Below are 24537 nucleotides of genomic sequence, written 5' to 3'. Positions count from 1 at the left end.
ATGTACGAGGTGCTGCTGGGACTACGACCGGCAGGGTCACCCTTCCGTACGGTCCTCCTCCACGGCGTCCTCCTCCGCCAGCACGCGCTGTGCCGCCGCGAACGCCGAGTTGGCCGCCGGGACCCCGCAGTACACGGCCGTCTGGAGCAGCACCGCGCCGATCTCCTCGGGGGTGAGCCCGTTGCGGCGCGCGGCACGGACGTGCATCGCCAGCTCGTCGTAGTGACCGTGGGCGACCAGGGCGGTGAGCGTGATCATGCTGCGCTCGCGCCGGGTGAGTGTCGGGTCGGTCCAGATCTCGCCCCACGCGTAGCGCGAGATGAAGTCCTGGAAGCGGGCCGTGAAGGGCGTCTGCCGTGCCTGCGCCCGGTCCACGTGCGTGTCGCCGAGCACCTGCCGGCGCACCTCCATGCCCCGTCGGGGCGCTGCCCCGAAGTGCGGGCGCAGCGCGGCCAGTACGGCCTCCGGGCACTGCGCGACCGCCAGATGCGAGGCACCCGGAATTTCGACGAGTGTGGCACCCGGCACGGCGTCCGCGATCTCCCGCAGATGGGCCGGGGGAGTCGCCGGGTCCTGCCGCCCGGCGACGAGCAGCGTGGGCACGCCGATCCCGGCCAGCCGGTCACGCAGGTCGAAGGCGCCCAGCGCGTCGCAGCAGGCGGCATACGCGTCCGGATCGACGTTCCGGTGGTCCGTGACCAGCTCCGGCACGGTGAACCCGGGTGTGAACCAGCGTGCGTCGGCGCTCTCCGCCAGCCCGGCCAGCCCCTCGCTCCGCACCAGCGCGGCCCGCTCCTCCCAGGGCTTGCTGCCGTTGAAGTGGGCCGAGGAGCAGAGAACGGCGAGCGACGACACCCGCTCCGGGTGGTGGACGGCCAGATGCAGACCCACCGCGCCGCCCAACGACACGCCCGCGTAGGCGAATCGGCCGATCCCGAGCGAGTCGGCGAGCGCCAGCACCAGTGCGGCCAGATCGCCGACGGTGGCCCCGAGCCCGATCAGGCCGGGCGCCGAACCCCCGTGCCCGGGCAGGTCCCAGCGGACCACCCGGCGGGTGACGGACAGCTCGGGCGCCACCTTGTCCCACAGGGCGTACGAGGTCCCGAGCGAGGGCCCGAGCAGCAGCGGGGGAGCGGTGGCGGAACCCTCGACGCGGTGGTGCAGCAGCTTGTCGGTCACGGTCGCTCCAGGGCGCGGTCGGTGAGGGCTCCGGCGGAGCCGGTGTAACGGGCGGGGTCGGTCAGGTCGTCGAGGGGCAGGCCTTTCAACTCCGGCTCCTCGGAAAGGAGTTCGGCGAGCGGTCGGCCCTCGGTGTAGGTGCGGGCGGCCACTTCGGTGAGCAGGGCCTTCGCGCGAGCCCGGCCCAGTACCGGCGCGAGTTCCGCGGCCAGCCGCTCGGAGACGATCAACCCGTGGGTGAGGCCCAGGTGTTGGCGCATGGTGTCCGCGTGGACGCGCAACCCCTCGGTCAGCTCGACGGCGTCCCGGGCGGCGCCGCCGGTCAGCCTCAGCAGCTCCCTGAGCGGCTCCCACTCGGCGTGCCAGGCGCCGGCCGGCCGTTCGTCCTCGGCGACCAGCGCGCCGTACAGGGTGGCCGCGAGCTGCGGTGCGCGCCGGGCCGCGGCGGCGATCAGGGTCGACCGTACGGGATTCGCCTTGTGGGGCATCGCCGACGAACCCCCGCCGCTGCCCTCGGACACCTCGGCGATCTCGGTACGGGCCAGCGTCAGCACATCGGCGGCGGTCTTCCCGAGGGCCCCGGTGGTGAAGGCGAGCGCCCCGGCCAGATCCGCGACCGGGGTGCGCAGGGTGTGCCAGGGCAACACCGGCTCGGCCAGGCCGAGTTCACGGGCGTAGGCGGCGACCAGGGCCTGTGTGTCGACAGTGTCCCCGGTCGGGCCGAACACGGTGAACGCGGCCAAGGTGCCTGCGGCGCCACCGAGTTGGACGGGGAGACTGTGGCGTACGGCCGTCAGACGGTCCCGGGCGTCGAGGACCAGAAAGCGCCAGCCCGCCGCCTTCAGGCCGAAGGTCGTCGGTACGGCGTGCTGGGTGAGCGTGCGGCCCGGCATCGCGGTGTCGCGGTGGTCGGCGGCCGTGCGGGCGAGGGCCCGCGCCACGCGGTCGAGGTCCGTCAGGACCAGGTCCAGGGTGCGGGCGGCGACCTGCATCGTCGCCGTGTCCAGGATGTCCTGGCTGGTCGCACCCCGGTGGACGTAGGGCCCGTACTCCGCGCCGACCGCCGCCGTCAGGTCCGCGACCAGCGGGATCACCGGGTTGCCGCCGGCCCGGGCGCGCAGCGCGATCGACCGCACGTCGAAGGCGGAGGCCTCGCCGACCGCTGTGTCGACCGCCGTGGCCGCTTCCCGTGGCGCCAGTCCCAGACCGGCCTGGGCGCGGGTCAGCGCGGCCTCCGCGTCGAGCAGTGCCCGCAGGTACGCGGTGTCGCTCGTCGCGGAGGCCGCCGGGGAACCGGCCCGTCCGGGGGAGAGCAGACCGGTGTCGGCGTCGGACTCGGCATCGCCAGGTGGTGTCACTCGAACTCCAGGAAGACCGTTTCGCCCTCGCCCTGAAGGCGGATGTCGAAACGGTACGTGCGCCGCTCGCCCTCGGCGGCGACCAGCGTGGCGCGCCGTTCGACCGGCAGGGAGTCGAGGAGCGGATCGGCGCCGTCCGCCAGATACGCCCGTGTGTACAGGTGGTGCAGCAGACCGCGCGCGAACACGCACACGCTGATGTAGGGCAGACCGGCGTTGCCCGGTGGCAGCGTGTACAGCGCGTAGTGCCCGGCGGCGTCGGTGGCGACCCGCCCGAAACCGGTGAAGTCGGTGCCGTTGCGGCCCAGGTGGCCGCCCGTCACCGGGTCGCGGCGCAGTGAGCCGGGGGCGCCGGTGACGGAGCCGTCGGGCGCCGCCTGCCAGAACTCCAGCAGGGCGTCGGGTATCGGATCGCCCGCGCCGTCCAGGACGTACCCGTGGAGGGTGATCGTGTCCGGGTGGCCCTTGGGCGCGACCTGCTCGCCCTCGGGGAAGGGGAGGGCGTAGCCGTAGAAGGGGCCGACGGTGTGGGACGGGGTGGGGAGGAGTTTGCCGGGTGAGACGCTCATCAGTCGCGGCCTTCTTCGATCCAGGTGGCGGAGGGACCGTCGAGGACGATGTCCCACTCGTAGCCGAGCGAGAACTCGGGCTGGGACAGGTCGTGGTTGTACTCGGCGACCAGACGGCTCCGGGCGGCCTCGTCGGTCACCGAGCGCAGGATCGGGTCGTAGCGGAACAGCGGGTCGTTCGGGAAGTACATCTGCGTCACGAGCCGCTGGGTGAACGCCGTGCCGAAGACGGAGAAGTGGATGTGCGCGGGCCGCCAGGCGTTGGTGTGGTTGCGCCACGGGTACGCGCCCGGCTTGATCGTGGTGAACCGGTACCGTCCCTGATCGTCCGTCAGGACCCGTCCCACTCCGGAGAAGTTGGGGTCGAGCGGTGCCGGGTGCTGGTCCCGCAGATGGGCGTACCGGCCGGAGGCGTTGGCCTGCCACAGCTCGATCAGTTGGCCGCGCACGGGCCGCCCGCCCCGGTCGAGGAGCCGTCCGGAGACGGTGATGCGCTCGCCGAGCGGCTCGCCCCGGTGCTGGATCGTGAGGTCGCTGTCGATGTCGGTGATGTCGGTGACCCCGAACACCGGCCCCGACAGCTCGACCGTCTCCGGGTCCCCGCCGCTCACCGCGACCAGCGGCTGTTTCGGGTACCGCAGCACCGAACTGCGGTACGGGGCGTAGTCGCGCGGCGGATGGTTCTGTACGGGGGCGCCTTCGGCGACCGCCTTGTCGTAGGCGTCCTGGAGGTCGCCGACCTCGACGTCGATGTCCGACTGGGTGAGAGCCATGAGGAGTTCCTAGTCTCTTCCGAGCCTAATTACTCAGGGCACTGAGTATTTCAGCAAGGTTTCCCTCACGCTGTCACTCGCCGGTCTCGTCGTCAAGAGTTCCGGTAAATCGGCAGGTGGAGACCATGTAGCGCGGTGGGAGACATAGTGGACGTCGGGCTGTATCGTCAGTACACCAACGAAATCATGCTCTCTGAAGCAGACGACCCCAGGAGCGGACATGGCCGCGGTGGACCTCTCCACCCACCCCGGGCACCTCGCCCGGCGACTCCAGCAGGCGCACTACCTGCTGTGGAACGCGATGGTCTCCGAGGAGATCACCTCGCCGCAGTTCGCGGTCCTGAACGCGCTGGTCGCCGAACCGGGCCTGGACCAGCGCACGGTCGGCGAGCGGGTGGGCCTCGACCGGTCCACGGTCGCCGAGGTCGTCAGCAGGCTCGGCCGCCGCGACCTCATCGACAAGGTGCGCGACCCGGAGGACGGCCGCCGCTCCCTGCTGCGCCCCACGGACGACGGAGTGCGCGCGCACCGAAAACTGACCGTGCGGACGGCCCGGATGAACCAGGTCTTCCTGGCCCCCCTCTCCGCCGGTGAACAGGCCGTCTTCCTCGACCTCATCCAGCGCGTCGCCGACGCCGCGGAGGGGCTGCGCAACCCGGCGGAACCCCTCACCTCCCCGCGCTGAGCGCACTTCCGCGACAGGCCGGGTCCGCTCAGCGGACCGGCAGCGGATACCGTGCGGGGGCGGGACCGCCGCACGGGCCATGGGGCGGTCCGGAGCCGAGGAGGAACAGGAATGGCAGCCGGAGCAGCCGGGGCAGGGGCCGGAGGCGAGCCCGAACCCGCGGGGATGCGTACCGTCCAGCGGGCCATCGACGTCCTCGGACTCTTCGACGAGGTCCGGCCCGCGCTGTCCCTCCGTGAGATCGTCACCGCCTCCGGGCTGCCGAAGACCACCGTGCTGCGACTGCTCCAGACCCTGCGGCTCAACGGACTGCTCTGGGTCGACGAGCACGGCCGTTACCTCGCCGGCCCCGCGCTGCTGCGCTGGTCCCGGCTCGCCGAACAGGCCTGGCGCCTTCCGGCCGAGGCACAGGCGCTGCTGCGCGACCTCGCCGCCGAGCACAAGGAGACGGTGCACCTGTATGTGCGCCGGGACATCCACCGCGTCTGCATCGCCCAGGAAGAGGGCCCGCAGGCACTGCGCCAGGTCGTGCGGGTCGGCGACGAGCTCCCGCTGTGGGCGGGCGGCGTCGCCAAGGCGCTGCTGCTGGACGCCCCGGACGGGCTGCTGCTCAGGGTCGCGGAGGCCTCCCCGTACGGGGCCGCACATCTGGCCACCCTGCGGACCTGGATCGGCGAGGCCCGCGACCACGGCTACGCCGTGAGCCACGGCGAGCGCGAGGAGGGGCTGTCGGCGGTGGCGGTGCCGGTCCGGGGGAGGAGCGGGGCCGTGCTGGCCGCGCTGTCCTTTGGCGGTCCGAGTACGCGGTTCACGCCGGAGCGGGTGACACGGTTCGCGGCGGCGCTGCGCGGGGCGGCGGGGAAACTGGCCCGGGCGGGGCTGCCGTTCGAGGCGTAGGCGCTCCGCCGGGTGCGCGGTACGGCCGCCCCGGGCCCCGTGCGGCTGGTCGCGCTTCGCGCTTCGTGCCCGAGCGGTGGCGCCGCGGGTGCCGCTGCCCCGCGTGCGCCGTGGGGGCGGGGGTGCCGTACTCGGCGCCTTCCGGGCCCACGCGGGTACGCCCATCGGGGGAGACATCCCGGGGTCCGTGCCGCGCATCGGCGTCAGGCCGTGCCCGTCACGCCTTCGCGAACACCACCCACACCTGCCCCTTGGCGAAGTTCACCGGCGTACCGTCGGCCGCCGTGAAGTCCGTCCCCTCCGCGGCCGACCCGCGCCGCCACTCCACGTCGAACGCCCGCCCGTCGCGCAGCACTTGGGCCCGGCCCGAGCCCACGGACCGGGTGTACGGCGAGTTGTTGCCGAGGACGTCGTGGAACCGTGACCCGCGCACCTTCACGTACTGCACGACGACCGTCGTGGCCGCGACCTGCCTGCCGTCGGTCGCGGCGGTCGGGGTGCCGTCCATCGACACCAGCCAGCCGTGCCGGTCCGCGGACCAGGTGAACGTGAAGCGCGCCGACGGGAAGCGGACGGTGCGCGACTTCGCGGGGGTTCCGCCCTCGGGAGGGGCACCGTAACGGAAGCCGGTCGTCAGCGCGTCCGCTCCCGGCGCGGTGCCGATCAGCCGCCGCGGCCGCAGGTACAGGTTGTGCGGCGCCGCCTTGTCCGCGCTCCGGTAGTAGGCGCCGGAGGCCGCCGACTCCGGGGGTACGGCGGTCAGCGGTGCCCGGTCGATCAGCGGCAGCAGCTTGCTCTGGGCCCCGGAGAAGGCGAGCGTCGGCTCGTCGAACTGGCGCAGCAGTTCCAGGTCGGACTCACGTGCGCTGCGCACCGGCCCGACAGCCTGCGGCAGCCGGGTCGCGTACACCGCCATCAGCCGGCTCAGACCGCCCTCGACCTGCTCGGCGTACACGATGTCCGCCGCGTCCAGGCCCGTCTGGGGGCGGGCCGCGCGGACGTTGTCGATCTTCACGGCGAGGACCGGGCCGGCGCTCTCCGGATCCGGTGATTCGCGCTGGTCGGGCTCCTGGCTGCGGCTGTGGGTCTGTCCGCGCCCGTCGTCGGAGGGGCGGCCGTCCGTCGTGCAGCCGGCCATCAGGGAGGCCGTCACGGTGGCGGCCACCAGCGCCGCCGTAGCTGTTCCGCGCCGCAGCGTCCGTGCCGTTCGCGCCATCTGTCGCATGCCCACCGTCGCCACCAAGTCCGTATCTACGATTGTGCGCTTATCGGAACATTGGTGGCCATACCCGATCTGTTCCGTCCACGCACACGGAAGGGGCCGAACGGCCCACGGGCGAGGTGTCCGACGGGTGACCTCAGCCCTGCGGGCCGAGAATCTGCGCGAGGTCGTACCCCACCGGCTCGTCCAGCTGGTCGTACGTGCAGCTGTCGGCCGTACGGTCCGGGCGCCAGCGCCGGAAACGGGCGGTGTGCCGGAAGCGCGCCCCGTTCTCCATGTGGTCGTACGCCACCTCGGCCACCAGTTCGGGCCGCAGCGGAACCCATGAGAGGTCCTTCTTCGCCGACCAGCGGCTGGGTGCCCCCGGCAGCCGCGCCGCCTCGTGGGCCGCCTCGTCCGCCCAGGCGGCCCACGGGTGCCCGCCCACGTCCGCCAGCCGCAGCGGCTCCAGCTCCTCGACGAGTTCGGCCCGCCGCCTCATCGGAAACGCGGCGCTCACCCCGACGTGCTGAAGGGTGCCCCGGGCGTCGTACAGCCCGAGCAGCAGCGAGCCCACGATCGGTCCGCTCTTGTGCAGCCGGTACCCGGCGACCACCACATCCGCCGTCCGCTCGTGCTTGACCTTGAACATCACCCGTTCGTCCGGCCGGTAACGCAGGGTGAGCGGCTTGGCGACGACACCGTCGAGGCCCGCCCCCTCGTACTGCTCGAACCACCGCTGCGCCACCTCGATGTCGGTGGTCGCCGGCGCCACGTGGACCGGCGGGGCCGCACCGGACAGCGCCGTGGTGAGCAGCGCGCGCCGGTCGGCCAGGGGGACGTCGAGGAGCGACTCGTCGCCCAGCGCCAGCAGGTCGAACGCGACGAACGAGGCCGGGTTCCGCTCGGCCAGCGTCCGCACCCGGGACTCCGCGGGGTGGATGCGCTCGGTCAGCGCGTCGAAGTCGAGGCGCCCGCCGAGGGCGATCACGATCTCACCGTCCACCACGCAACGCTCGGGAAGCCGCTCCCGCAGTGCCGCCACCAGCTCGGGAAAATACCTGGTCAACGACTTGCCGGTGCGGCTGCCGACTTCGACTTCGGCGCCGTCGCGGAACACGATCGCGCGGAAACCGTCCCACTTGGCCTCGTACTGCATGTCCGGGGGGATCCTGGCCACGGACTTGGCGAGCATGGGCTTCACGGGGGGCATGACCGGTAGATCCATACGTCGATTCTGCGCGCCCATGACCGTGATCGCCCGGTATGCGAGCTTCAAGCGGTCCGCCTACCGTGGCTCGCATGGGCGAAGCGGTGGAGCTGGAGGCGTTCGGCCGGACAGTACGGCTGTCCAGCCCGGGCAAGGTGTTCTTCCCGGAGCGGGGGTTCACCAAGCTCGACCTCGCCCGGTACTACCTCGCTGTCGGCCCCGGCATCCTGCGGGCGCTGCGTGACCGGCCGACCACTCTGGAGCGGTATCCGGACGGGGTGAGCGGCGAGAACTTCTTCCAGAAGCGGGCGCCCAAGAACATGCCCGACTGGATTCCGACCGCCCACATCACCTTTCCCAGCGGTCGCAGCGCCGACGAGATGTGCCCGACCGAGGTGGCCGCCGTGCTGTGGGCCGCACAGTTCGGCACCCTCACCTTCCACCCCTGGCCGGTACGCCGCGCCGACGTCGACCACCCCGACGAACTGCGCATCGACCTCGACCCGCAGCCCGGTACGGACTACGGCGACGCGGTGCGCGCGGCGCACGAACTGCGCACCGTGCTCGACGAGTTCGGCGGTCTGCGCGGCTGGCCCAAGACCTCCGGCGGCCGAGGGCTGCATGTCTTCGTACCGATCGAACCCAGGTGGACGTTCACGCAGGTGCGGCGGGCGGCGATCGCCGTCGGGCGGGAACTGGAGCGGCGGATGCCGGAGCAGGTGACCACCAAGTGGTGGAAGGAGGAACGCGGGGAGCGGATCTTCGTCGACTACAACCAGACCGCACGGGACCGCACCATCGCGTCCGCCTACTCCGTACGGCCCCACCCGCACGCTCCCGTCTCGGCGCCGCTGAAGTGGGAGGAGGTCGAGGACGCGTGGCCCCGCGACTTCGACCTCGCGACCATGCCCGGCCGGTTCGCCCGACTCGGCGACGTCCACGCGGACATGGACGACCACGCCTTCTCCCTCGACGCCCTGCTCGAACTCGCCGGCCGCGACGAACGCGAGCACGGACTCGGTGACCTGCCGTATCCCCCGGAGTACCCGAAGATGCCGGGCGAACCCAAGCGCGTACAGCCAAGTCGGGCCCGCAAGGACTGACTTCGCCAACTTGGCTGTCGCACAAGGGATCAGACGGTCAGTCAGGGGCGTACGAGGCGAGAACCGAGCCTCCCGGGTGCAACGGGCGCTGCCCCGGGCGCCTTCCTCGGCGGCGGCCGGACCTGCGACCGTACGGGCTCTGCCCGGCACACGTCCGAGTTCGACCCTGGGGGAAGCGCACCATGAATCCGGCCTCGACGGCCACCAGTCCGCCGGCCGCCCCCGGCGCCCTCCCGGTGGCCGGGCATCTGTGGCAGATCCTGCGCGACCCGCTGCTCTTCTTCGAACGCCGGCACACGGGCGCCGCGGCCCGTACCGGAGTCGTGGTCGTGCGCGTCGGACCGAGGCCCGTCCACCTCGTGACCCGCCCGGATCTCGTACGGCAACTGCTGGCGGACCCGGAGACCTTCGAACAGGGCGGCATCTATGTCGAGGGCCTGCGGACACTCGCCGGCAACAGCGTCGCCGGCTGCCCCGCCGCCGACCACCAGGTGCAGCGGCCGATCCTCCAACCCGCCTTCCAGCAGCGGCGGATCGCCGACTACTCCCGGACGACCGAGGCGTGCGCGGACGCGTTGGCGCGGTCCTGGCGCGACGGACAGCGGCTGGAGATGGTGCAGAGCATGCACCGGCTGGCCGCCGAGGTCGTCACCCGCACCCTGTTCTCCGGCCCTGGCACCGTGCAGGCCGGGCAGGACATCCAGCGGCTGTTCCCGCATCTGCTCGCCGGGCTGCACCGCAGGATGCTGCTCCCCGTCGCCTGGGTGCACCGGCTGCCGCTGCCCGCCAACATCGGCTTCGCCTCGGCCGTCAGCGGCATCAACCGGATTGTCGACAAGGAGATCCAGACGTACCGCCGCGGCGGGCGCGACCCGGGAGACCTGCTCTCCGCGATGATGCGTGCCACGGACCCGCGCACCGGTGCCGCCCTCACCCACGCCGAACTGACGGAACAGGTCGTCGGCATGCTGTTGGCCGCCGTCGAGACCACGGGGAGTGTGACGGCCTGGTTGCTGCACAACCTCGCCGTCCACCCCGAGGTGGAGGAGGCCGTGCTCGGTGAGCTGAGTATCGCGGTCGGCGACCGGCCCCTGCGCGCCGAAGACCTCCCCAACCTCCCGCTGTTCAAGCGGGTGTTCGCCGAAGTACTGCGCCTCCACCCGCCCTTCTGGCTGCTCAGCCGCGTCACCACCCGCCCCGTCGAACTCGGCGGCCACCGGATTCCCGGCGGCGCCGACATCGCCTTCAGCCTGCACTGCCTGCACCGGGCCCCGCAGGCATTCCCCTTCCCGCACCGCTTCGACCCCGACCGCTGGCTCCCCGACCGGGTCACCGACGCCCAGCGGGAGGCGCACCTCCCGTTCGGCGCCGGCACCCGGCAGTGCATCGGCGAGGTGTACGGCCGTACGGCGATACCTCTCGTCGTCGCGACCCTGCTGCGGCACTGGCGGCTCCGGCACGCCACCGGACGGGAGGTGACCCCGCTGGTCAGGGGGACCATGAGGCCCAGCCCCCTGAGCATGACGGTGACGCGCCGGACCGCCGCCTTCGCTCCCTAGACGACCTGTGCCGACAAGGCGGTCGAAGCCGTCGTCCGCCTCACAGTTCCTTGATCCGGATGTCCCGGTACGAGACCACGTCGGTCGTGCCGTGCACCTGGAGGCCGATGTATCCGGAGGCGAACCGCCGCCCGTCCGTGCCCGGGTCGTCCGAGCGCGGCGGGGTGAAGTCCTGGCCGCCGGTGTTGTCGAACTCGTTGATCAGCACGCCGTTGCGGAACACCGAGTAGTGCTGGTCGACCACCCGGATCTCGTAGTCGTTCCAGGTGCCCTTCTGTGTGACGCCGGCCCCGGCGAGCCCCACCCGGTCGAAGCCGTAGACCGAGCCCGTCTTGTACATGTCGCCGTCGGGCCGGTCGAACACCTGCACCTCGTGCCCGTACTTGATGGCCGCCCACTCGGGCCGCGCCTCCTCCGGGTGACCGTGGACCCACGGGAACCGCACGAACACACCGGAATTGGCGTTGCCCGTGCCGGGCGCGTCGTCCCGCCACTGGAGCTTCAGCGAGAAGTCGCCGTACTTCCGCTCCGGGAACCACAGCATGCCCAGGCCCGCCACCGTGGTGCCGCTGGTGAGCGAGCCGTCGCCGTTCAACGCGAACGAACCGCCGCCCACCTGCTGCCACTTGGCGAAGGACGCGGCCGTACCGTCGAGAATCGTGCGGTAGCCCCCGGTCTGTCCCGGCCTGCCGACACCGGACGCGCGGGCCGCCTCCTCGATCGCCGCGTCCTCACGTTCGTCGACGGCACCGTCCTTGAGGAGCCGGTCGAGAACGGTCCGTACGTGCTTGAGGAACAGGGCGTGGGACGTCCACTCCCGCTCGTCCTCGATCAACTCGCCGATCCGGCAACGGCTGTCGGTGACCCGGTTGCGCACCCCCGAGTCGACCGTGCCGACGATCACCGTCAACCGCTCGTCGTACTCGGGGCAGTTGGGTGCCGGAACTCCGCCGCCCGCCACGACCGTGAGGCTCACCGAGCGTGCGTCGCTGGTGTTGCCCGCCCTGTCGCTCGCCCGGTACGTCACGGTGTGCGCGCCTGCCCGGTCGACGACCACCGGAGCGATGTACGTCAGGTACGGTCCGCCGTCGAGCGAGTACTCGGCCGTGGCGACACCCGAGCCGCCGTGGTCCGTCGCGCTGACGGTCACCTTGGCACTGTTGACGTAGGCGCCGTTCGCATTGCGGGTGCCCTCGACGGTCACCCCGGTCACGGGCGGGGTGGTGTCCTCGGCGGGCTGGGCCACGACGGTGAAGGCGACGCTCTTCTCGGCGGAGACGTTCCCCGCCCTGTCGGTGGCGCGGTAGCGGACGCTGTGAACGCCCAGCTGATGCACCATCACCGGCCCGCCGTACGGCTGCCAACTCCCGCTGTTCACCGCGTACTCGACCGTGTTGACCCCGGACCCGGTGTCCGAGGCCGAGACGGTGACCGTCGCCATGTCGAGATACGCCCCGTCCGCGTTCCGCGCGCCGGTCACCGTCGCCGAGGTCTCCGGCGGCGCCGTGTCGTCCGTCGGCGGCGCGGCCACCGTGAACGTGACGCTCTTCTCGGCGGCGGCGTTGCCCGCCCTGTCGAACGCCCGGTAGCGCACCGTGTGGCTGCCGACCTGGCCGATCACGACCGGCGTGGTGTACGGCTGCCAGGCGCCTTCGGAGCCGATCGCGTACTCGACCCGGTCGACGCCGGAGCCCTCGTCGCTCGCGCCGATCGCCACGGTCGCCGAACCGACGTACTGGCCCTGCGAGTTCTGCGCACCGGTGACATTCGCCGAGGTCTCCGGTGCCGTCGTGTCGGCGCCGCCGCCCTCGGTCACCACGAGGATGCCCTGCATCTGGCCGTGGCCCGGGATCGTGCAGTGGTAGCGGTAACGGCCGGGGGCGAGCGTCACCTCTGCGGTGTGCCGGCCGCCCTGGTCGTCGTTCGGGTTGGCGAGGATGTTCAGCGGGACGTCGTTGTTGTACTCCGGGTCGGAGACGTCGAAGGTCAACGTGTGCGGCATTCCCATGGTGTTGCCGGTCGCCGCACTGTTCTCGAAGACGATCGTCGTCGCGCCCGCCACCGCCGTGACCGGTACGGAGGCGTACTTGGTGATGTCGTCGCCCGCCGTCCAGGTGAGGACCTGTGCGGCGGCCGATTCGGCGGCTGCGGCGGTGGGTTCGGCGGCGCCGCGCGCCCCTGCCGCCGACGTCGGTCCCAGGACCATGAACAGGGACGCCAACAGGGCCGTCCAGAGCTGCCTGCGTCGCACTACTCCGCTCCCCTCACGAGGTCGCCGACCGCGGGCGTCGGGCCGCCGCCGGTGTAAGTGATCCGCCACAGCGCCGACTTGGCGTCCGAGGTGAAGAAGCCCCGGCCGTAGTCGAGGACGTAGAGCGAGCCGTCGGGACCGAACTTCCAGTCCATGAGGTTCTTGATGCCGTCGTTCCCGATCGGCACGATCTTCTTCAACGACTCGGAGTGGACGGGCAGTCCGCCGTCGCCCTGGTTCTTCGGGTCGGTCAGTACCGCGTTGCGCGGCTGGTCGGCGTCGTAGAAGTCGCCCACGAACCACTTGCCGTCCCAGTAGGCCGGCCACTTGGTGGTGCTCGCGCTCGCCGCGTCGTAGCGGTACACCGGACCGTTCATCGCGGCCTGGCCGCCGCCCTTGAGCCACGGCAGCAGATATGTGCTCTCCGCCTGCTTGTAGGACGGGACGCCGTTCGCGTCGCGCGGGAAGTCGGGGCCGCCGCCCTGGGGCGAGTACCAGATGTTGTTGCCGGTGACGGGCGGCAGGTCGACCAGGCCGTCGTTGTTCGGCGACTCGTTCTTCGGGTGGTCGCAGTCGTACCAGCCCAGCGGCTTCGACGGATCGGGCAGATTGCGGTCCCGGTAGGGCTGCTTGTTGCCCATGCAGTACGGCCAACCCCGGTTGCCCGCACGGGTGATGGCTGCGAACGTGTCGTACTTCGCAGGCCCCCACGTCGTCGAGGGCGCGCTCGCGTCCGGTCCGACCCAGCCCGCGTACAGAGTGTCCGTCGCCTTGTCGACGGAGATGCGGGCCGGGTTCCTGACCCCCATCACATAGATCTCGCCGCGCGTCTTTCCGCCGCCCTCGTCGGTCTCCCGGCCCGTGAAGAGGTTGCCCGCGGGGAGCGTGTACGTGCCGTCGGACTCCGGATGGATGCGCAGGATCTTGCCGTTGAGGTTGTTGGTGTTGCCCGCGGTGCGCCGGGCGTCGGCGAACGACACGCCCTTGTAGGCGGGTTGGGGGTTGTTGCCCGAGTAACCGTCGCTGAACTGACTGGAGTTGTTGTCGCCGGTGGCGATGTACAGGTTGCCCTTGGAGTCCCAGGCCATCCCGCCGCCCGAGTGACAGCAACTGTGGATCTGGACCGGCCACTTGAGCAGCACCTTCTCGCTGTTCAGGTCGAGCCGGTCGGTGGCGGGGTCGAGCGTGAAGCGGGAGACGTAGCGTTCGGCCGTCCTGGTGTCGCGGTTGATCCGCGCGTGGGGCGTGTAGTGGAGATACACCCAGCCGTTTCGCTCGAAGGACGGATCGAGCTCGATACCGAGCAGCCCCTCCTCGACCTTGGTCAGCTCGTCCCCGCCGCCCTTGTTGCCGAAGACGGTCAACTCGCCCGCCAGAGTGACCTTCCTGGTCCTCGGGTCGTAGACGTGGATCTGGCCCCTGCCCTTGCCGACGGCCGGATTGTTCCAGTCGGTCACCACCGGCTGGGAGGAGTCGGCACCGCCCCGGCCGATGTAGAACACCCGCCCGTCGGGCGCGGTCACCAGCCCGTGCGGCTCACCGATCTGGTCGCTCCGCCCGGGCTGGTTGGGCTGTGTCAGGCGCTCCGCCTTGTAACCGGCGTTGATGGTGGCCTTGCAGTCGGCCTGTGCCAGCCGGGTCGTCCACAGCAGCGCCCCGCGCAGATGGGTGCGGAAGTCCGTCTCGTCGTACGACGACACGGTGCCGCCCATGCCGGTGTAGAAGGAGCGTCCGCCGTCGTAGTCACGACACCAACTCACCGGATGGTCCCAGCCGTTGGCGCTCGCACCGGGTGTGTACGTCGACTCGCGAACCCGGGCCACGGTGTGCACGTCGCCGGAGGGGTTCTTCACCCAGTTCAGCCACTGGTCAGGCCGCTTCCACTGCACCGGCAGGTCCTTCGTGGCCGGATGCCGCCGGTCACCGACCTCGACGGTCGCGCGCTGTACGGCTGTCGGGCCGGTGGCCGAGGGGCGGGCGCCCACCAGGCCGGTGAACCAGTCGGAGTACGGTTCCGCCCGGGCCGCGTCATGGATGCCGACGAAGCCGCCGCCGGCCTCCATGTAGGTCTCCAGCCCGGCCTCCTGCTCCGGGTCGAGGACGTCGCCGCCCCCGGTCAGGAAGACGATCGCGTTGAAGGTCCCGAGCCGGGGCCCGTCCGTGAACACGGCGGCGTCGTCCGTCGCCTCGACCTCGAAGCGCTGTTCCGCCGGACCGGACAGCCCGATCCGCTCGATCGCCTCGATACCGGCGTCGACGACCGGCGACTCGTCCCCGGCCGCCGCCGAACCGTGGAAGACCAGGACGCGTACTCCACTGCCACCGGGCGGCGACTTGACGGACATCGTTGTCGCGGATGGATCGGGAGCCGGTTCCGCGCTCGCGGCCGGTCCCGACAGCAGTCCGGCGGTGACGGCCGACGCGGCCACGGTGGCCGCCCAGGCCCGTCTCCGTCCGCTTCCGCCGCCGCCTCTGCTTCTTGCGCTCAACTCCCTCGAACGCATGGACACTTGATGCGATGTGAACCGCATGTGGTCACCCACCCCTCCTCGGTCACAGCAAACGCAGAGGAAGCTAGACCTCTTTTGACGACCCGCCAAGAGGTATGACCGGGATCGCACGAACTTTGTCCTGAGTGTGGATAAACGAGTCCTGTGCCGCTACCGTCTCACCGGTTCCTCTCGTTCCCGCTGCGCATCTTCCGTACCAGGGTGGGGAGTTCGGCATGGACAGGCGTGACTTCAACCGGCGGGTGCTGCTGGGCGGCGCGGCCGTCGCGACATCGTTGTCGGTGGCCCCGGAGGCCGGCGGCGCGACCGCCGCGACCGCCGCACTCGCGAAGACGGCCCCCGCCGGCGGCGAGGTACGACACCTTCAGCTGTACGCCGAGCGGCTCGCCGACGGGCGGATGGGTTACGGCCTCACGAAGGGCACGGCGTCGGTTCCCGGCCCGCTGATCGAACTGAACGAGGGCGACACGGCGCACATCACCCTGGAGAACACGACGGACGTGGCCGTGAGCCTGCACGTCCACGGCCTCGACTACGAGATCTCCAGCGACGGCACGAAACTGAGCCGCAGTGACGTCGAACCCGGCGGCACCCGCACCTACACCTGGCGCACACACGCCCCGGGCCGCCGCGCCGACGGCACCTGGCGGGCGGGCAGCGCGGGCTACTGGCACTACCACGACCATGTCGTCGGCACCGAACACGGCACCGGCGGCATCCGCAAGGGCCTCTACGGCCCGGTGATCGTGAGGCGCAAGGGAGACGTCCTCCCGGACACCACGTACACGATCGTCTTCAACGACATGACGATCAACAACCGGCCCGGCCATCAGAGCCCCGACTTCGAGGCCACGGTGGGGGACCGCGTCGAGTTCGTGATGATCACGCACGGCGAGTACTACCACACCTTCCATATGCACGGTCATCGCTGGGCGGACAACCGCACCGGCCTGCTCACCGGCCCCGACGACCCCAGTCAGGTCGTCGACAACAAGATCGTGGGCCCGGCGGACTCCTTCGGTTTCCAGGTGATCGCGGGGGAGGGGGTCGGGGCGGGCGCATGGATGTACCACTGCCATGTCCAGAGCCACTCGGACATGGGAATGGCGGGCCTGTTCCTGGTACGGAGAACGGACGGGACGATTCCCGGACACGAGCCGCACGGTACCGCGGTCACCGCGGGGCGGGCGGGAGAGCCGCAGTTGTCGCACGAGCACTGAACGGGATCCGAGAGCGCTCTCATCCGCTGCCGGGCCGGGACTATCCTGATCGGCAACCGCCGATGAGGAGCGCCGAAGTGACCGAGACCGCGTCGCGTCCCACCCTGGAGGCCGTGGCCGCGCGGGCGGGGGTCTCCCGGGCCACCGCGTCACGCGTCGTGAACGGCGGGTACGGCGTGCGCAAACCCCTCGTCGAACGGGTCAGGCAGGCCGTCGAGGAACTCGGGTACGTGCCCAACCAGGCGGCCCGCTCCCTGGTGACCAGGCGGCACGACGCCATCGCCGTCGTCATCGCCGAACCGGAGACGCGGGTCTTCGCCGACCCCTTCTTCGCGCTCCAGCTCCGGGGAATCAGCAAGGAGCTGACCGCCCGCGACTCCCAGCTCGTGCTGCTGCTCACCGAGGGTCGCGACGACCACTCCCGCGTCGGCAGGTACCTCGCCGGCGGGCATGTCGACGGCGCCCTCGTCTTCTCCCTGCACCTCGACGATCCGCTGCCCGGACTGGTCCAGCGCGCCGGCGTCCCCACCGTGTTCGGCGGCCGGCCCGGCTGGAGCGACGGCAGCCGCGACGCCGTGTACGTCGACAGCGACAACCGGGGCGGCGCCCGGGCGGCCGTACAGCATCTTGTCGCCCTGGGGCGCACGCGGATCGCGCACATCACGGGCCCCCTCGACCAGACCTCGGCGGCGGACCGGCTCGACGGGTTCCGGGACGGCCTGCCCGTCGCCGACCCGCGACTGATCGCCGGGGGCGACTTCACCCCGGCGGGCGGGGAACGCGCGATGCGCGAACTGCTGGACCGGTGCCCGGACCTGGACGCCGTGTTCGCCGCCAACGACCTCACCGCCTCGGGCGCCCTCCGCGTCCTGCGCGAACGCGGACGGCGCGTGCCCGAGGACGTCGCCGTTGTCGGCTTCGACGACATGCTGCCGGTCGCCGAACAGACCGACCCGCCGCTCACCACGGTCCGTCAGGACATCGAGGAGATGGGCAGGCTGATGGCACGTCTGCTCCTTGGCTCTCCGGGCGAGGGCGGCCCGGCGGGCGGGGCGGCGGCCGGCGTGGTGCTGCCGACCACGCTGGTCCGTCGCGCCTCGGCGTAGCGTTCCGCGGGGCGGGCGGGTTTCTGGCCGCGGGCCCGGTGGGGCCGGTCGCCCAGTTCCCCGTGCCCCTGCCGGGCGGCCGTTCGGCCCCCTCTCCTCACGTCTGGGCCGGCGCGCTCCTGATCACCGCGAACCGCGCCCCGTACGGGTCGGTGAGCCGTGCGATGCGGCCGACGCCCGCCACGTCCGTGGCCGGCATCCTGACCTGACCGCCGTGCTCCAGGGCCGTCGCGACCGTCGCGTCGGTGTCGGCGACCTCGAAGTACGGCAGCCAGTAGGGAGAGGTCTCGGTGCCCGCCGGGTCGTCGTCGACGTCGACGATTCCGCCGAACATCCCCTCGTCCCCGGTACCCGCCGGGTTCACGCACGTGTACGAGCCGCCCGGGAACGGCGCCGCCGAGGTCTCCAGGCCCAGCGCCGCGCCGTAGAACGCGGCGACCTTGGGGACGTCCGTCGTGTAGAGCTCCACCCAGCACAGGGACCCGATCTCGCCGGCGATGTCGAGGCCCTTGATCCGGCCGGGCTGCCAGAGGCCGAAGACGGCGCCGGTGGTGTCGGTGAGGACGGCCATCCGGCCCGCGTCCATGACATCCATCGGCGGCGCCGGTGTGCCGCCCCCGGCCTGCTCGGCAGCCTTGGCGGTCGCGTCGACGTCCGGGGTCTGGAAGGACACCGTCCAGGACGGCGGACCCTGGTCCTCGCCGCTCTGCATGCCGCCCGCGGCGGTCCGCCCGCCCAGCTGGAAGAAGCCGTATCCGCCGCTCTCGGGGCCCGCCGACCGGAACTCCCAGCCGAAGAGCGCCCGGTAGAAGGAGGTGGCACCCTCGATGTCGGGGGTGCCGAGATCGATCCAGTTCGGAGCGCCGGTCACGAAACGGGTGGTGAGCATCATTGCCCTCCTCTGTGGGCCCCGCCCTCTGCGAGGGACCCGTTGCCTGTTCTGCCGAGTCTTGCACCGCCCACTGACAATCGCTGCCGGAGTGCTTCCACGGACCCGCGCACCGGCCGCGGTCACCCTGGGTGAGGGAGAAGACGCGCCTTGTGCCAGGACGCTCCGCGCGCCGCCGTGCGCTCGCGCATCCGGCGGGAGCATCATCGGTCGGACCGGCGAGGCGCCCGGGCCGTTCGGCGACCGGGCCCCAGGTCGCCGTTGACCGGACGTTGAGCGAACGTTTTTCACCGCCCGGCACGATCTCGGGCATGCACTACGAGACGATCACCCCGATGGACAGCGCCTGGCAGGCGCAGGCCCTGTGCGCGGAGACCGGGGCCGACTTCTTCTTTCCCGAGCCGGGCAGTTCGGTGCGGGAGGCGAAGCGCATCTGCGGGATGTGCGAGATGCGCCCCGCCTGTCTGGAGTACGCACTCAGCAACGACGAACGGTTCGGCGTCTGGGGCGGGCTCTCGGAGAAGGAGCGGCTCAACCTCCGGCGCACCTCGCGCACCTCGCACTGACCTCTCTGACCGCAATTCCTGTACGCCGACCGGTTCCGAGCGGGCACAATCCAGCTCATGTCCCAGACCCCGCACCAGCAGGCCGACAGTCTGCTGAACGCTCTAGACCCGCTTCCGTTTCCGCAGCGCATGCGTGAACTCGCCGTCCGCACACGGGAGTTCACGCCCCTGCGGCCGGTGCTGGCGGAACTGGAGAAACGCGGGTCGTACGGCCGGGACCTCGCGGTCGTCGCGGCGGCCGTCGGGCGGGACTCCGCATGGATCGCGGACCGGATCGCCGACCCCGACCCGTTCGTGCGAGGCCACGCGCTGGCCGTCGCCGACAGCCTCCGAGTCCCCGACGCCGCCTACGAGTCGGGCCTGGCCGACGCCTCCGAGGCGGTACGCCGGGACCTGCTGCGCGCGATCGTCGCAGGCCGGCGCACCGCACTCGCCGACCGGCTGCTGGACGGACTCCGGCAGGACTGGGGAGACGCCGAGGCGGCGCGACTGCTGCCCGGCTGCACGCCGCAGACGGTGACGCGGCTGCTCCCCGAGCTGTTCCACGCCTTCGGCGGCTGGCGGGCGCTCGCCCGACGCCATCCCGGCATCCTCCTCGACGTGGCGGAACGGGAACTGGCCGAACTGCCGACCGCGCTGCACGACACCTGGTGGGAGCGCTTCGCCGGTGCCATGGCCGCCGTCGCGCCGCACGATCCCCTGCGCGTCCTCGGCTTCCTGGAACAGCGGCCACCCAGGGCGCTCCCCCGCCAACTCCGCTCCCGCGCAGGTGTGTTCGCTGCCGCCGCCCCCGAGCGCGTCCTGCGCCTGCTCGCCACGCCCGGCTGGGCCGCCCTGGGAGTCCGCTCGCTCGACACCTCCGTGCTGCGCGGACTGGCCCGCACGGGAGGACCCGAACTGATCGCCTACGGAAGGATGCCGGCGGCCTCCGGGGAACTCCCGGCGCTTCTGAACGCCATGCCACCCGGCAGGCGTCACGCCTTCCTCACCGCGGTACGGGAGGGCCGGGGCCCGGCTGCCCTCATCGCCGACCAGGCGGTCCTCTCGGCGCTGCCCCGCACCCACGCCCCCGACGAGGCCCGCCGGGCGGCCGCCGCCGCCCGGGAACGAGGCGCCGACTGGCACGCCGTACTCCTGGTCGAATCGTTCCTGCCCGTCGACGAGGTGCGCGCCAGGATCGTCGCGGCCACCCGGCGTCCGGCCGCCGAAGACCGGGCTCTGGCCTGGCCGTTGCTGATCCGCAACGCCGCGCGCTCCGGCGACCCGGCCGACGTCACCGCCGTACTGGAGGAGATGGAACGGCTGCGGAACGAGCAAGACCCCGTGCGCTCGGCCGCGTTGGGGGCGCTGGCGGACGTCCGCGCCGCCCTGTTCACCGAGGACGCCGAGCCGCACCTCGACCGTGTCGCCGGGGACGCCGTAGCGGCCCGCGACTCCTCCGCCCTCACCCGGCAGCGGCTCAGCACCCTCGCCCTCGGGGTGCTGCGCGAGCACGCGGCGGGCGGACCACGGGAGTTGGTGAACTGGGCGCTGCGTACCCTGGTCCGCATCACCGGCCACACCTGCACCGCCGACCTCGGCCGCCTCGACCACACCCTCGCGCGCGGTCAGGAGCACCGTGTCTTCGAGGCCCTGCGCCCCTGGATCGAGGCGGGCGCCGAAAAGGCCGACTACAGCCTCGCCTTCGCCCTCACCCGGGCCGTCGGACGGCGCGCCGCCGGCATGGCCGAACTCCAGGACCTGCTCTGGCAGGCGATCCGGTACGGCGGCAAGGACTCGACCGTACGCACGGCGGTCGACCTCTGGCTGGAGCCGCCCGCCACCCGTGACGAGCGGGTCGCGCGCATCCTCGCGCACGAACCCTCCGCGGGGGCGCTGCCCGTCGTGTGGCGCGTCCTCGCCCGCCGCCGCACCGACCTGCTCGACCCGTATCTCGCCGAGAGCCCGCCGTACGGCCGCTTCCTGCCGAAGCGCGAGCCCTGGACCGCACGGGGGCACGACGACGTCCGGCGCTGGCTGCCCCGCCAACAGCAGGCTCTCATCAAGCAGTTGGCCGACGTCGCCGCCGACTCCGCGCTGCCGCTGTACCGGCGGGCCGACGCGATCGAACAGGCCGCGCACGTCCCGGAGTCCGGCATCACGCTCGTACGGCAGTGGACCGGCTCCGGGGACGTCGTCCTCGCCGAGGCGGCCCTCGCCGCGCTCGCCCGCACCGGCCGGCCCCAGGACGCACTGCCCGAACTGCTCGCCCACGCGGGCGGCGACCGGGCCCGCGTCGCCGTCCACGCGGCCACCGGGGCCTCCCGGCACGCGCGGCCGTCGCTGCTGGCCGTGCAGTTGGGGGAGATGCTGCGCGCGCCGGACGCCAAGGTGACCAGCCGGAAGGAAGCGGTCCGCCTCGCGGCGACACGTCTCCCGGCACCGTCGGCCGCGACGCTGCTGAGCGGGACGTACGGACGACCGGGCACCCACCGCGATGTGCGTACCGCGTGTGTGGCCTTCGCTGGCGTGCTGGTCGCGCACGAACCGGTCTGGGAGATGCTGCGTGACGCGGCCGGCGCCGAGCCGGTGCTGCGCCGGGCCGTGCTGCGGGTACGCCCCCTCGACCTGCCCGAACCCCACCGTGAGCGCTATGCCCGGCTCGTGCTCGACGTGTGCGCCACCGACGATCCCGGGACGGCGGCCCTCGCCCTCGGCGCACTGGCCCGGTGGACACCCTGGTCGCCGGACGCGCCCGCGGTGCTGGTCCGGGTCGCGACGGATCTCGACGACCGGACGAACTGGCAGGTGGCGGCCGACGGGCTGGTGACCGTCGCGGAGGGCTCCCCGCAGGGCGCGCGCTGGCTCCTGGAGGCCCTGCGGATTCTCGCCGAGCCCCCGGCCGAGGACGCCGAGGCGGACCTGGACGCGGGGGAGGGGCGCGACCGGCCCGCCCGCCGACGTGTCGAGTACGTCGTCTCCCACCTCTGCCGGTCCGGCACGTCGGCCGCCGGAGCGGTCCGGCCCGCCGCCCTCGCCGCGAGCGAGCTGCTGGCCGGGTACGACGCCCACGTACCGCAGGCGGCGACCCTGGCGGCGTACCACCTGGACCTCGAAGCCCGGCCGCCCCGTCTCGAACAGCTGGCCGCGCTCACCGCCGGTCGCCCCGCCCTCGCCGTCCGCACCGCCGGTGAGCTCGGCGAACGGCTGGCGCGCCGGGAACAGGAGGGCGACCCCGGCGCACTGCTGGCCGAGGTGCGTGGCCTGACCGCCCGGGGCGGCCATGCCGAAGGACTCCTCGCGGTCGCCGTCACCGGAGCGCTGGGCAGCCGCACCGGCTGGGCCGCGCCCTGGTGTGAGGAGCTGAGAGCACTGCGCCGCCACCCCGTGGCCGACGTGCGGGACGCGGCGCTGGACGAGGTGACGGCGTACGAGTGACCGTTGGGCCGGTGAGTCCCGGGCGGGTCAGCCGGCGGCGCGGGCCGCCATGCGGGCCTTGCGGGCCGCGAGCTTCGCGTCGAACTTGGAGGCCTCCGCGTCCAGGCCGCCCATGAACATGCCCAGTTCCTCCTGGGCCTGGAGACCCTCGGGGCCGAGGTCGCCCATGTCCATGACCTTCAGGTGGCGCAGGACGGGCTGGAGCACGTCGTCGTGGTGGATGCGCATGTTGTAGACCTCGCCGATCGCCATCTGCGCGGCGGCCCGCTCGAAGCCGGGCATGCCGTGACCGGGCATCCGGAAGTTGACGATCACGTCCCGTACCGCCTGCATGGTCAGGTCGGGCGCGAGTTCGAACGCGGCCTTCAGCAGGTTCCGGTAGAAGACCATGTGCAGGTTCTCGTCGGTCGCGATGCGGGCCAGCATGCGGTCGCAGACCGGGTCACCGGACTGGTGGCCGGTGTTGCGGTGCGAGACGCGGGTGGCCAGCTCCTGGAAGGCGACGTACGCCACCGAGTGCAGCATCGAGTGCCGGTTGTCCGACTCGAAGCCCTCGGCCATGTGCTGCATACGGAACGCTTCGAGCTTGTCCGGGTCGACCGCGCGGGAGGCGAGCAGGTAGTCGCGCATCACGATGCCGTGCCGGCCCTCCTCCGCCGTCCAGCGGTGCACCCAGGTGCCCCAGGCGCCGTCGCGGCCGAACAGGCTGGCGATCTCGTGGTGGTAGCTGGGGAGGTTGTCCTCGGTGAGGAGGTTGACGACCAGGGCGATCCGGCCGAGCTCGGTGACCTTGGACTGCTCCTTGTCCCAGGCCTCGCCGTCCTCGAAGAGGCCGGGGAAGTTGCGGGCGTCGCTCCACGGCACGTACTCGTGCGGCATCCAGTCCTTGGCGACCTTCAGGTGACGGTTGAGTTCCGTCTCGACCACTTCCTCCAGGGCGTACAGCAGCCGAGCGTCGGTCCATTCGCTGGACGGGCTGCCGAGGTGCGGGGAAGTGATCGTCATGAATGCTCCAGTAATGACGTCGCGAGCGGGTGAGCGGGGACTGCTTCAACTCGACCTACGGCATCGTAGGCTACGTTCCCGTAGGTTACGCCACCGTAAGTTAAGAATGTTGTAAAGATCGCTGATCAGCGGGTTTGTCAGCGGGACCCGGAAGGGCTCGGTACTCGCAGGTCCGGGGCCGAACGAGTACCCCGATCGCCAGGCTAGATGTACAGCTCCCGCAGCCGGACCGAGAGGCAGGTCACACAGCCTTCGAGCTTCTCGAACTCGCTGATGTCGACGAGCACCGGCTCGTGCCCGAGATCCGCGAGCAGCTCGGCCGTCTTCGGCGCGCTCGCCGCCATCAGCAGCTTCCCGCCGTCCAGCAGCACCACGTGCGCCCCGGACTCCTCCGGCACCGGCAGGAAGCGGGGGAACAGGGACGGGGAGTCCACCAACGGCGCATGCCCGATGACGGTCCCGTCCGGCAGCGCGGTGACCGCCGACTTCAGATGCAGCACACTGCTCACCGGCACGGCGACGACCCGGGCGCCCAGCGGTTCGAACACGGCCCTGAGCTGCTGCACCCCGGCCGCGTTCGTCCGCCCGCCCCGCCCGACGTAGATCGTGTCGCCGACCTTGAGGACGTCACCGCCCTCCAGGGTGCCCGGCTCCCAGACCCAGTTCACCGAGCAGCCGAGGCGGGCGACCGCCTCCTCGACGCCACCGGTCTCGGTGCGCCGGGACTCGGCGCCGGGCCGCGCGATCAGCGCTACGTTCCGGTAGACGACCACCGCGTCCTCGACGAACACCGAGTCCGGGCAGTCGTCCGCCGGATCCACCTCGACGGTCTCCCAGCCGTGCGCGCGCAGGGCCTCCGCGTACGCCTCCCACTGCCGGCCGGCGAGGTCGGTGTCGATCTCCTCGCGCTCGATGTGCGTGACGAGGCCCTCGGCCAGGCGCGGGCTGGGGCGGCGTATGAGGGCCTTCTTGCTGGGCACGAGGCGGGCTCCGTATCGGAAGGGGGTGTTCGCGCACATCATGCAGGGTGGGACTGTGC

Annotated in this window: 19 protein-coding genes; 8 read left to right on the top strand and 11 right to left on the bottom strand. The window is 71.9% G+C overall.

Annotated elements, in window-relative coordinates:
* Positions 1 to 36 precede the first annotated feature (36 nt).
* The 4 genes from pcaDC to pcaH are packed head-to-tail and all read right to left on the bottom strand — an operon-like array spanning position 37 to position 3879.
* Complete coding sequence (pcaDC, locus tag OG595_RS05750) at positions 37 to 1179, bottom strand: bifunctional 3-oxoadipate enol-lactonase/4-carboxymuconolactone decarboxylase PcaDC (RefSeq protein WP_329268508.1); 1143 nt, start codon at positions 1177 to 1179, stop codon at positions 37 to 39.
* Positions 1176 to 2537 (bottom strand): 3-carboxy-cis,cis-muconate cycloisomerase, encoded by a 1362-nt coding sequence (gene pcaB / locus OG595_RS05745; protein WP_329268506.1) that lies wholly within the window; start codon positions 2535 to 2537, stop codon positions 1176 to 1178. The genes pcaDC and pcaB overlap by 4 nt, the downstream gene beginning before the upstream one ends.
* Entirely contained in the window at positions 2534 to 3106 is a 573-nt protein-coding gene (pcaG, locus tag OG595_RS05740) for a protocatechuate 3,4-dioxygenase subunit alpha (protein ID WP_329268498.1), read from the bottom strand. The genes pcaB and pcaG overlap by 4 nt, the downstream gene beginning before the upstream one ends.
* Positions 3106 to 3879 carry a protocatechuate 3,4-dioxygenase subunit beta gene (gene pcaH, locus OG595_RS05735; RefSeq protein ID WP_329268496.1) on the bottom strand — a complete coding sequence of 258 codons (774 nt, stop codon included), beginning with the start codon at positions 3877 to 3879 and terminating at the stop codon, positions 3106 to 3108. The genes pcaG and pcaH overlap by 1 nt, the downstream gene beginning before the upstream one ends.
* A 220-nt stretch (positions 3880 to 4099) precedes the next feature.
* On the opposite strand from pcaH, the gene OG595_RS05730 reads away from it, so the two are divergent.
* Positions 4100 to 4564 carry a MarR family winged helix-turn-helix transcriptional regulator gene (locus OG595_RS05730; protein WP_329268495.1) on the top strand — a complete coding sequence of 155 codons (465 nt, stop codon included), beginning with the start codon at positions 4100 to 4102 and terminating at the stop codon, positions 4562 to 4564.
* A 111-nt stretch (positions 4565 to 4675) separates the two neighbouring features.
* Complete coding sequence (locus OG595_RS05725) at positions 4676 to 5461, top strand: IclR family transcriptional regulator (protein WP_329268494.1); 786 nt, start codon at positions 4676 to 4678, stop codon at positions 5459 to 5461.
* A 217-nt stretch (positions 5462 to 5678) separates the two neighbouring features.
* On the opposite strand, the gene OG595_RS05720 is transcribed toward OG595_RS05725, so the two are convergent.
* Positions 5679 to 6677, bottom strand: a complete 999-nt coding sequence (locus OG595_RS05720) for a DUF3048 domain-containing protein (RefSeq protein WP_329268492.1) — start codon at positions 6675 to 6677, stop codon at positions 5679 to 5681.
* A 142-nt stretch (positions 6678 to 6819) separates the two neighbouring features.
* Positions 6820 to 7890 (bottom strand): ATP-dependent DNA ligase, encoded by a 1071-nt coding sequence (locus OG595_RS05715; RefSeq protein ID WP_329268490.1) that lies wholly within the window; start codon positions 7888 to 7890, stop codon positions 6820 to 6822.
* A gap of 74 nt (positions 7891 to 7964) precedes the next feature.
* On the opposite strand from OG595_RS05715, the gene ligD reads away from it, so the two are divergent.
* Both ligD and OG595_RS05705 read left to right on the top strand, forming a co-directional pair.
* On the top strand, positions 7965 to 8975 hold the full coding sequence (gene ligD, locus OG595_RS05710; protein WP_329268488.1) for a non-homologous end-joining DNA ligase: 1011 nt from the start codon (positions 7965 to 7967) through the stop codon (positions 8973 to 8975).
* Between the two features lie 182 nt (positions 8976 to 9157).
* A complete protein-coding gene (locus tag OG595_RS05705; RefSeq protein WP_329268485.1) occupies positions 9158 to 10534 on the top strand; it encodes a cytochrome P450 in 1377 nt (458 codons plus the stop codon).
* A 40-nt stretch (positions 10535 to 10574) separates the two neighbouring features.
* On the opposite strand, the gene OG595_RS05700 is transcribed toward OG595_RS05705, so the two are convergent.
* Positions 10575 to 12740 (bottom strand): OmpL47-type beta-barrel domain-containing protein, encoded by a 2166-nt coding sequence (locus OG595_RS05700; protein ID WP_329282677.1) that lies wholly within the window; start codon positions 12738 to 12740, stop codon positions 10575 to 10577.
* A gap of 44 nt (positions 12741 to 12784) precedes the next feature.
* Positions 12785 to 15289 (bottom strand): ThuA domain-containing protein, encoded by a 2505-nt coding sequence (locus OG595_RS05695; protein ID WP_329268482.1) that lies wholly within the window; start codon positions 15287 to 15289, stop codon positions 12785 to 12787.
* Between the two features lie 221 nt (positions 15290 to 15510).
* On the opposite strand from OG595_RS05695, the gene OG595_RS05690 reads away from it, so the two are divergent.
* Positions 15511 to 16515 carry a multicopper oxidase domain-containing protein gene (locus tag OG595_RS05690; RefSeq protein ID WP_329268481.1) on the top strand — a complete coding sequence of 335 codons (1005 nt, stop codon included), beginning with the start codon at positions 15511 to 15513 and terminating at the stop codon, positions 16513 to 16515.
* A 77-nt stretch (positions 16516 to 16592) separates the two neighbouring features.
* Positions 16593 to 17621, top strand: a complete 1029-nt coding sequence (locus OG595_RS05685) for a LacI family DNA-binding transcriptional regulator (protein WP_329268479.1) — start codon at positions 16593 to 16595, stop codon at positions 17619 to 17621.
* Positions 17622 to 17718: 97 nt separating this feature from the next.
* Here the strand turns inward: OG595_RS05685 and OG595_RS05680 are convergent, their stop codons facing one another.
* On the bottom strand, positions 17719 to 18510 hold the full coding sequence (locus tag OG595_RS05680; protein ID WP_329268477.1) for a VOC family protein: 792 nt from the start codon (positions 18508 to 18510) through the stop codon (positions 17719 to 17721).
* Between the two features lie 311 nt (positions 18511 to 18821).
* Between OG595_RS05680 and OG595_RS05675 the strand changes: the two genes are divergently transcribed.
* Positions 18822 to 19076, top strand: a complete 255-nt coding sequence (locus OG595_RS05675; RefSeq protein ID WP_164313360.1) for a WhiB family transcriptional regulator — start codon at positions 18822 to 18824, stop codon at positions 19074 to 19076.
* A 57-nt stretch (positions 19077 to 19133) separates the two neighbouring features.
* Positions 19134 to 22493, top strand: a complete 3360-nt coding sequence (locus OG595_RS05670; protein WP_329268474.1) for a hypothetical protein — start codon at positions 19134 to 19136, stop codon at positions 22491 to 22493.
* Positions 22494 to 22520: 27 nt separating this feature from the next.
* Here the strand turns inward: OG595_RS05670 and OG595_RS05665 are convergent, their stop codons facing one another.
* Positions 22521 to 23498 carry an acyl-ACP desaturase gene (locus OG595_RS05665; RefSeq protein ID WP_329268472.1) on the bottom strand — a complete coding sequence of 326 codons (978 nt, stop codon included), beginning with the start codon at positions 23496 to 23498 and terminating at the stop codon, positions 22521 to 22523.
* A 203-nt stretch (positions 23499 to 23701) separates the two neighbouring features.
* Positions 23702 to 24478, bottom strand: a complete 777-nt coding sequence (gene ddaH, locus OG595_RS05660; RefSeq protein ID WP_329268470.1) for a dimethylargininase — start codon at positions 24476 to 24478, stop codon at positions 23702 to 23704.
* Positions 24479 to 24537: the final 59 nt, after the last annotated feature.

The sequence above is a fragment of the Streptomyces sp. NBC_01451 genome (genome assembly GCF_036227485.1).
Lineage (GTDB): Bacteria > Actinomycetota > Actinomycetes > Streptomycetales > Streptomycetaceae > Streptomyces.
This window is presented reverse-complemented; position numbering and strand designations above follow the sequence as displayed.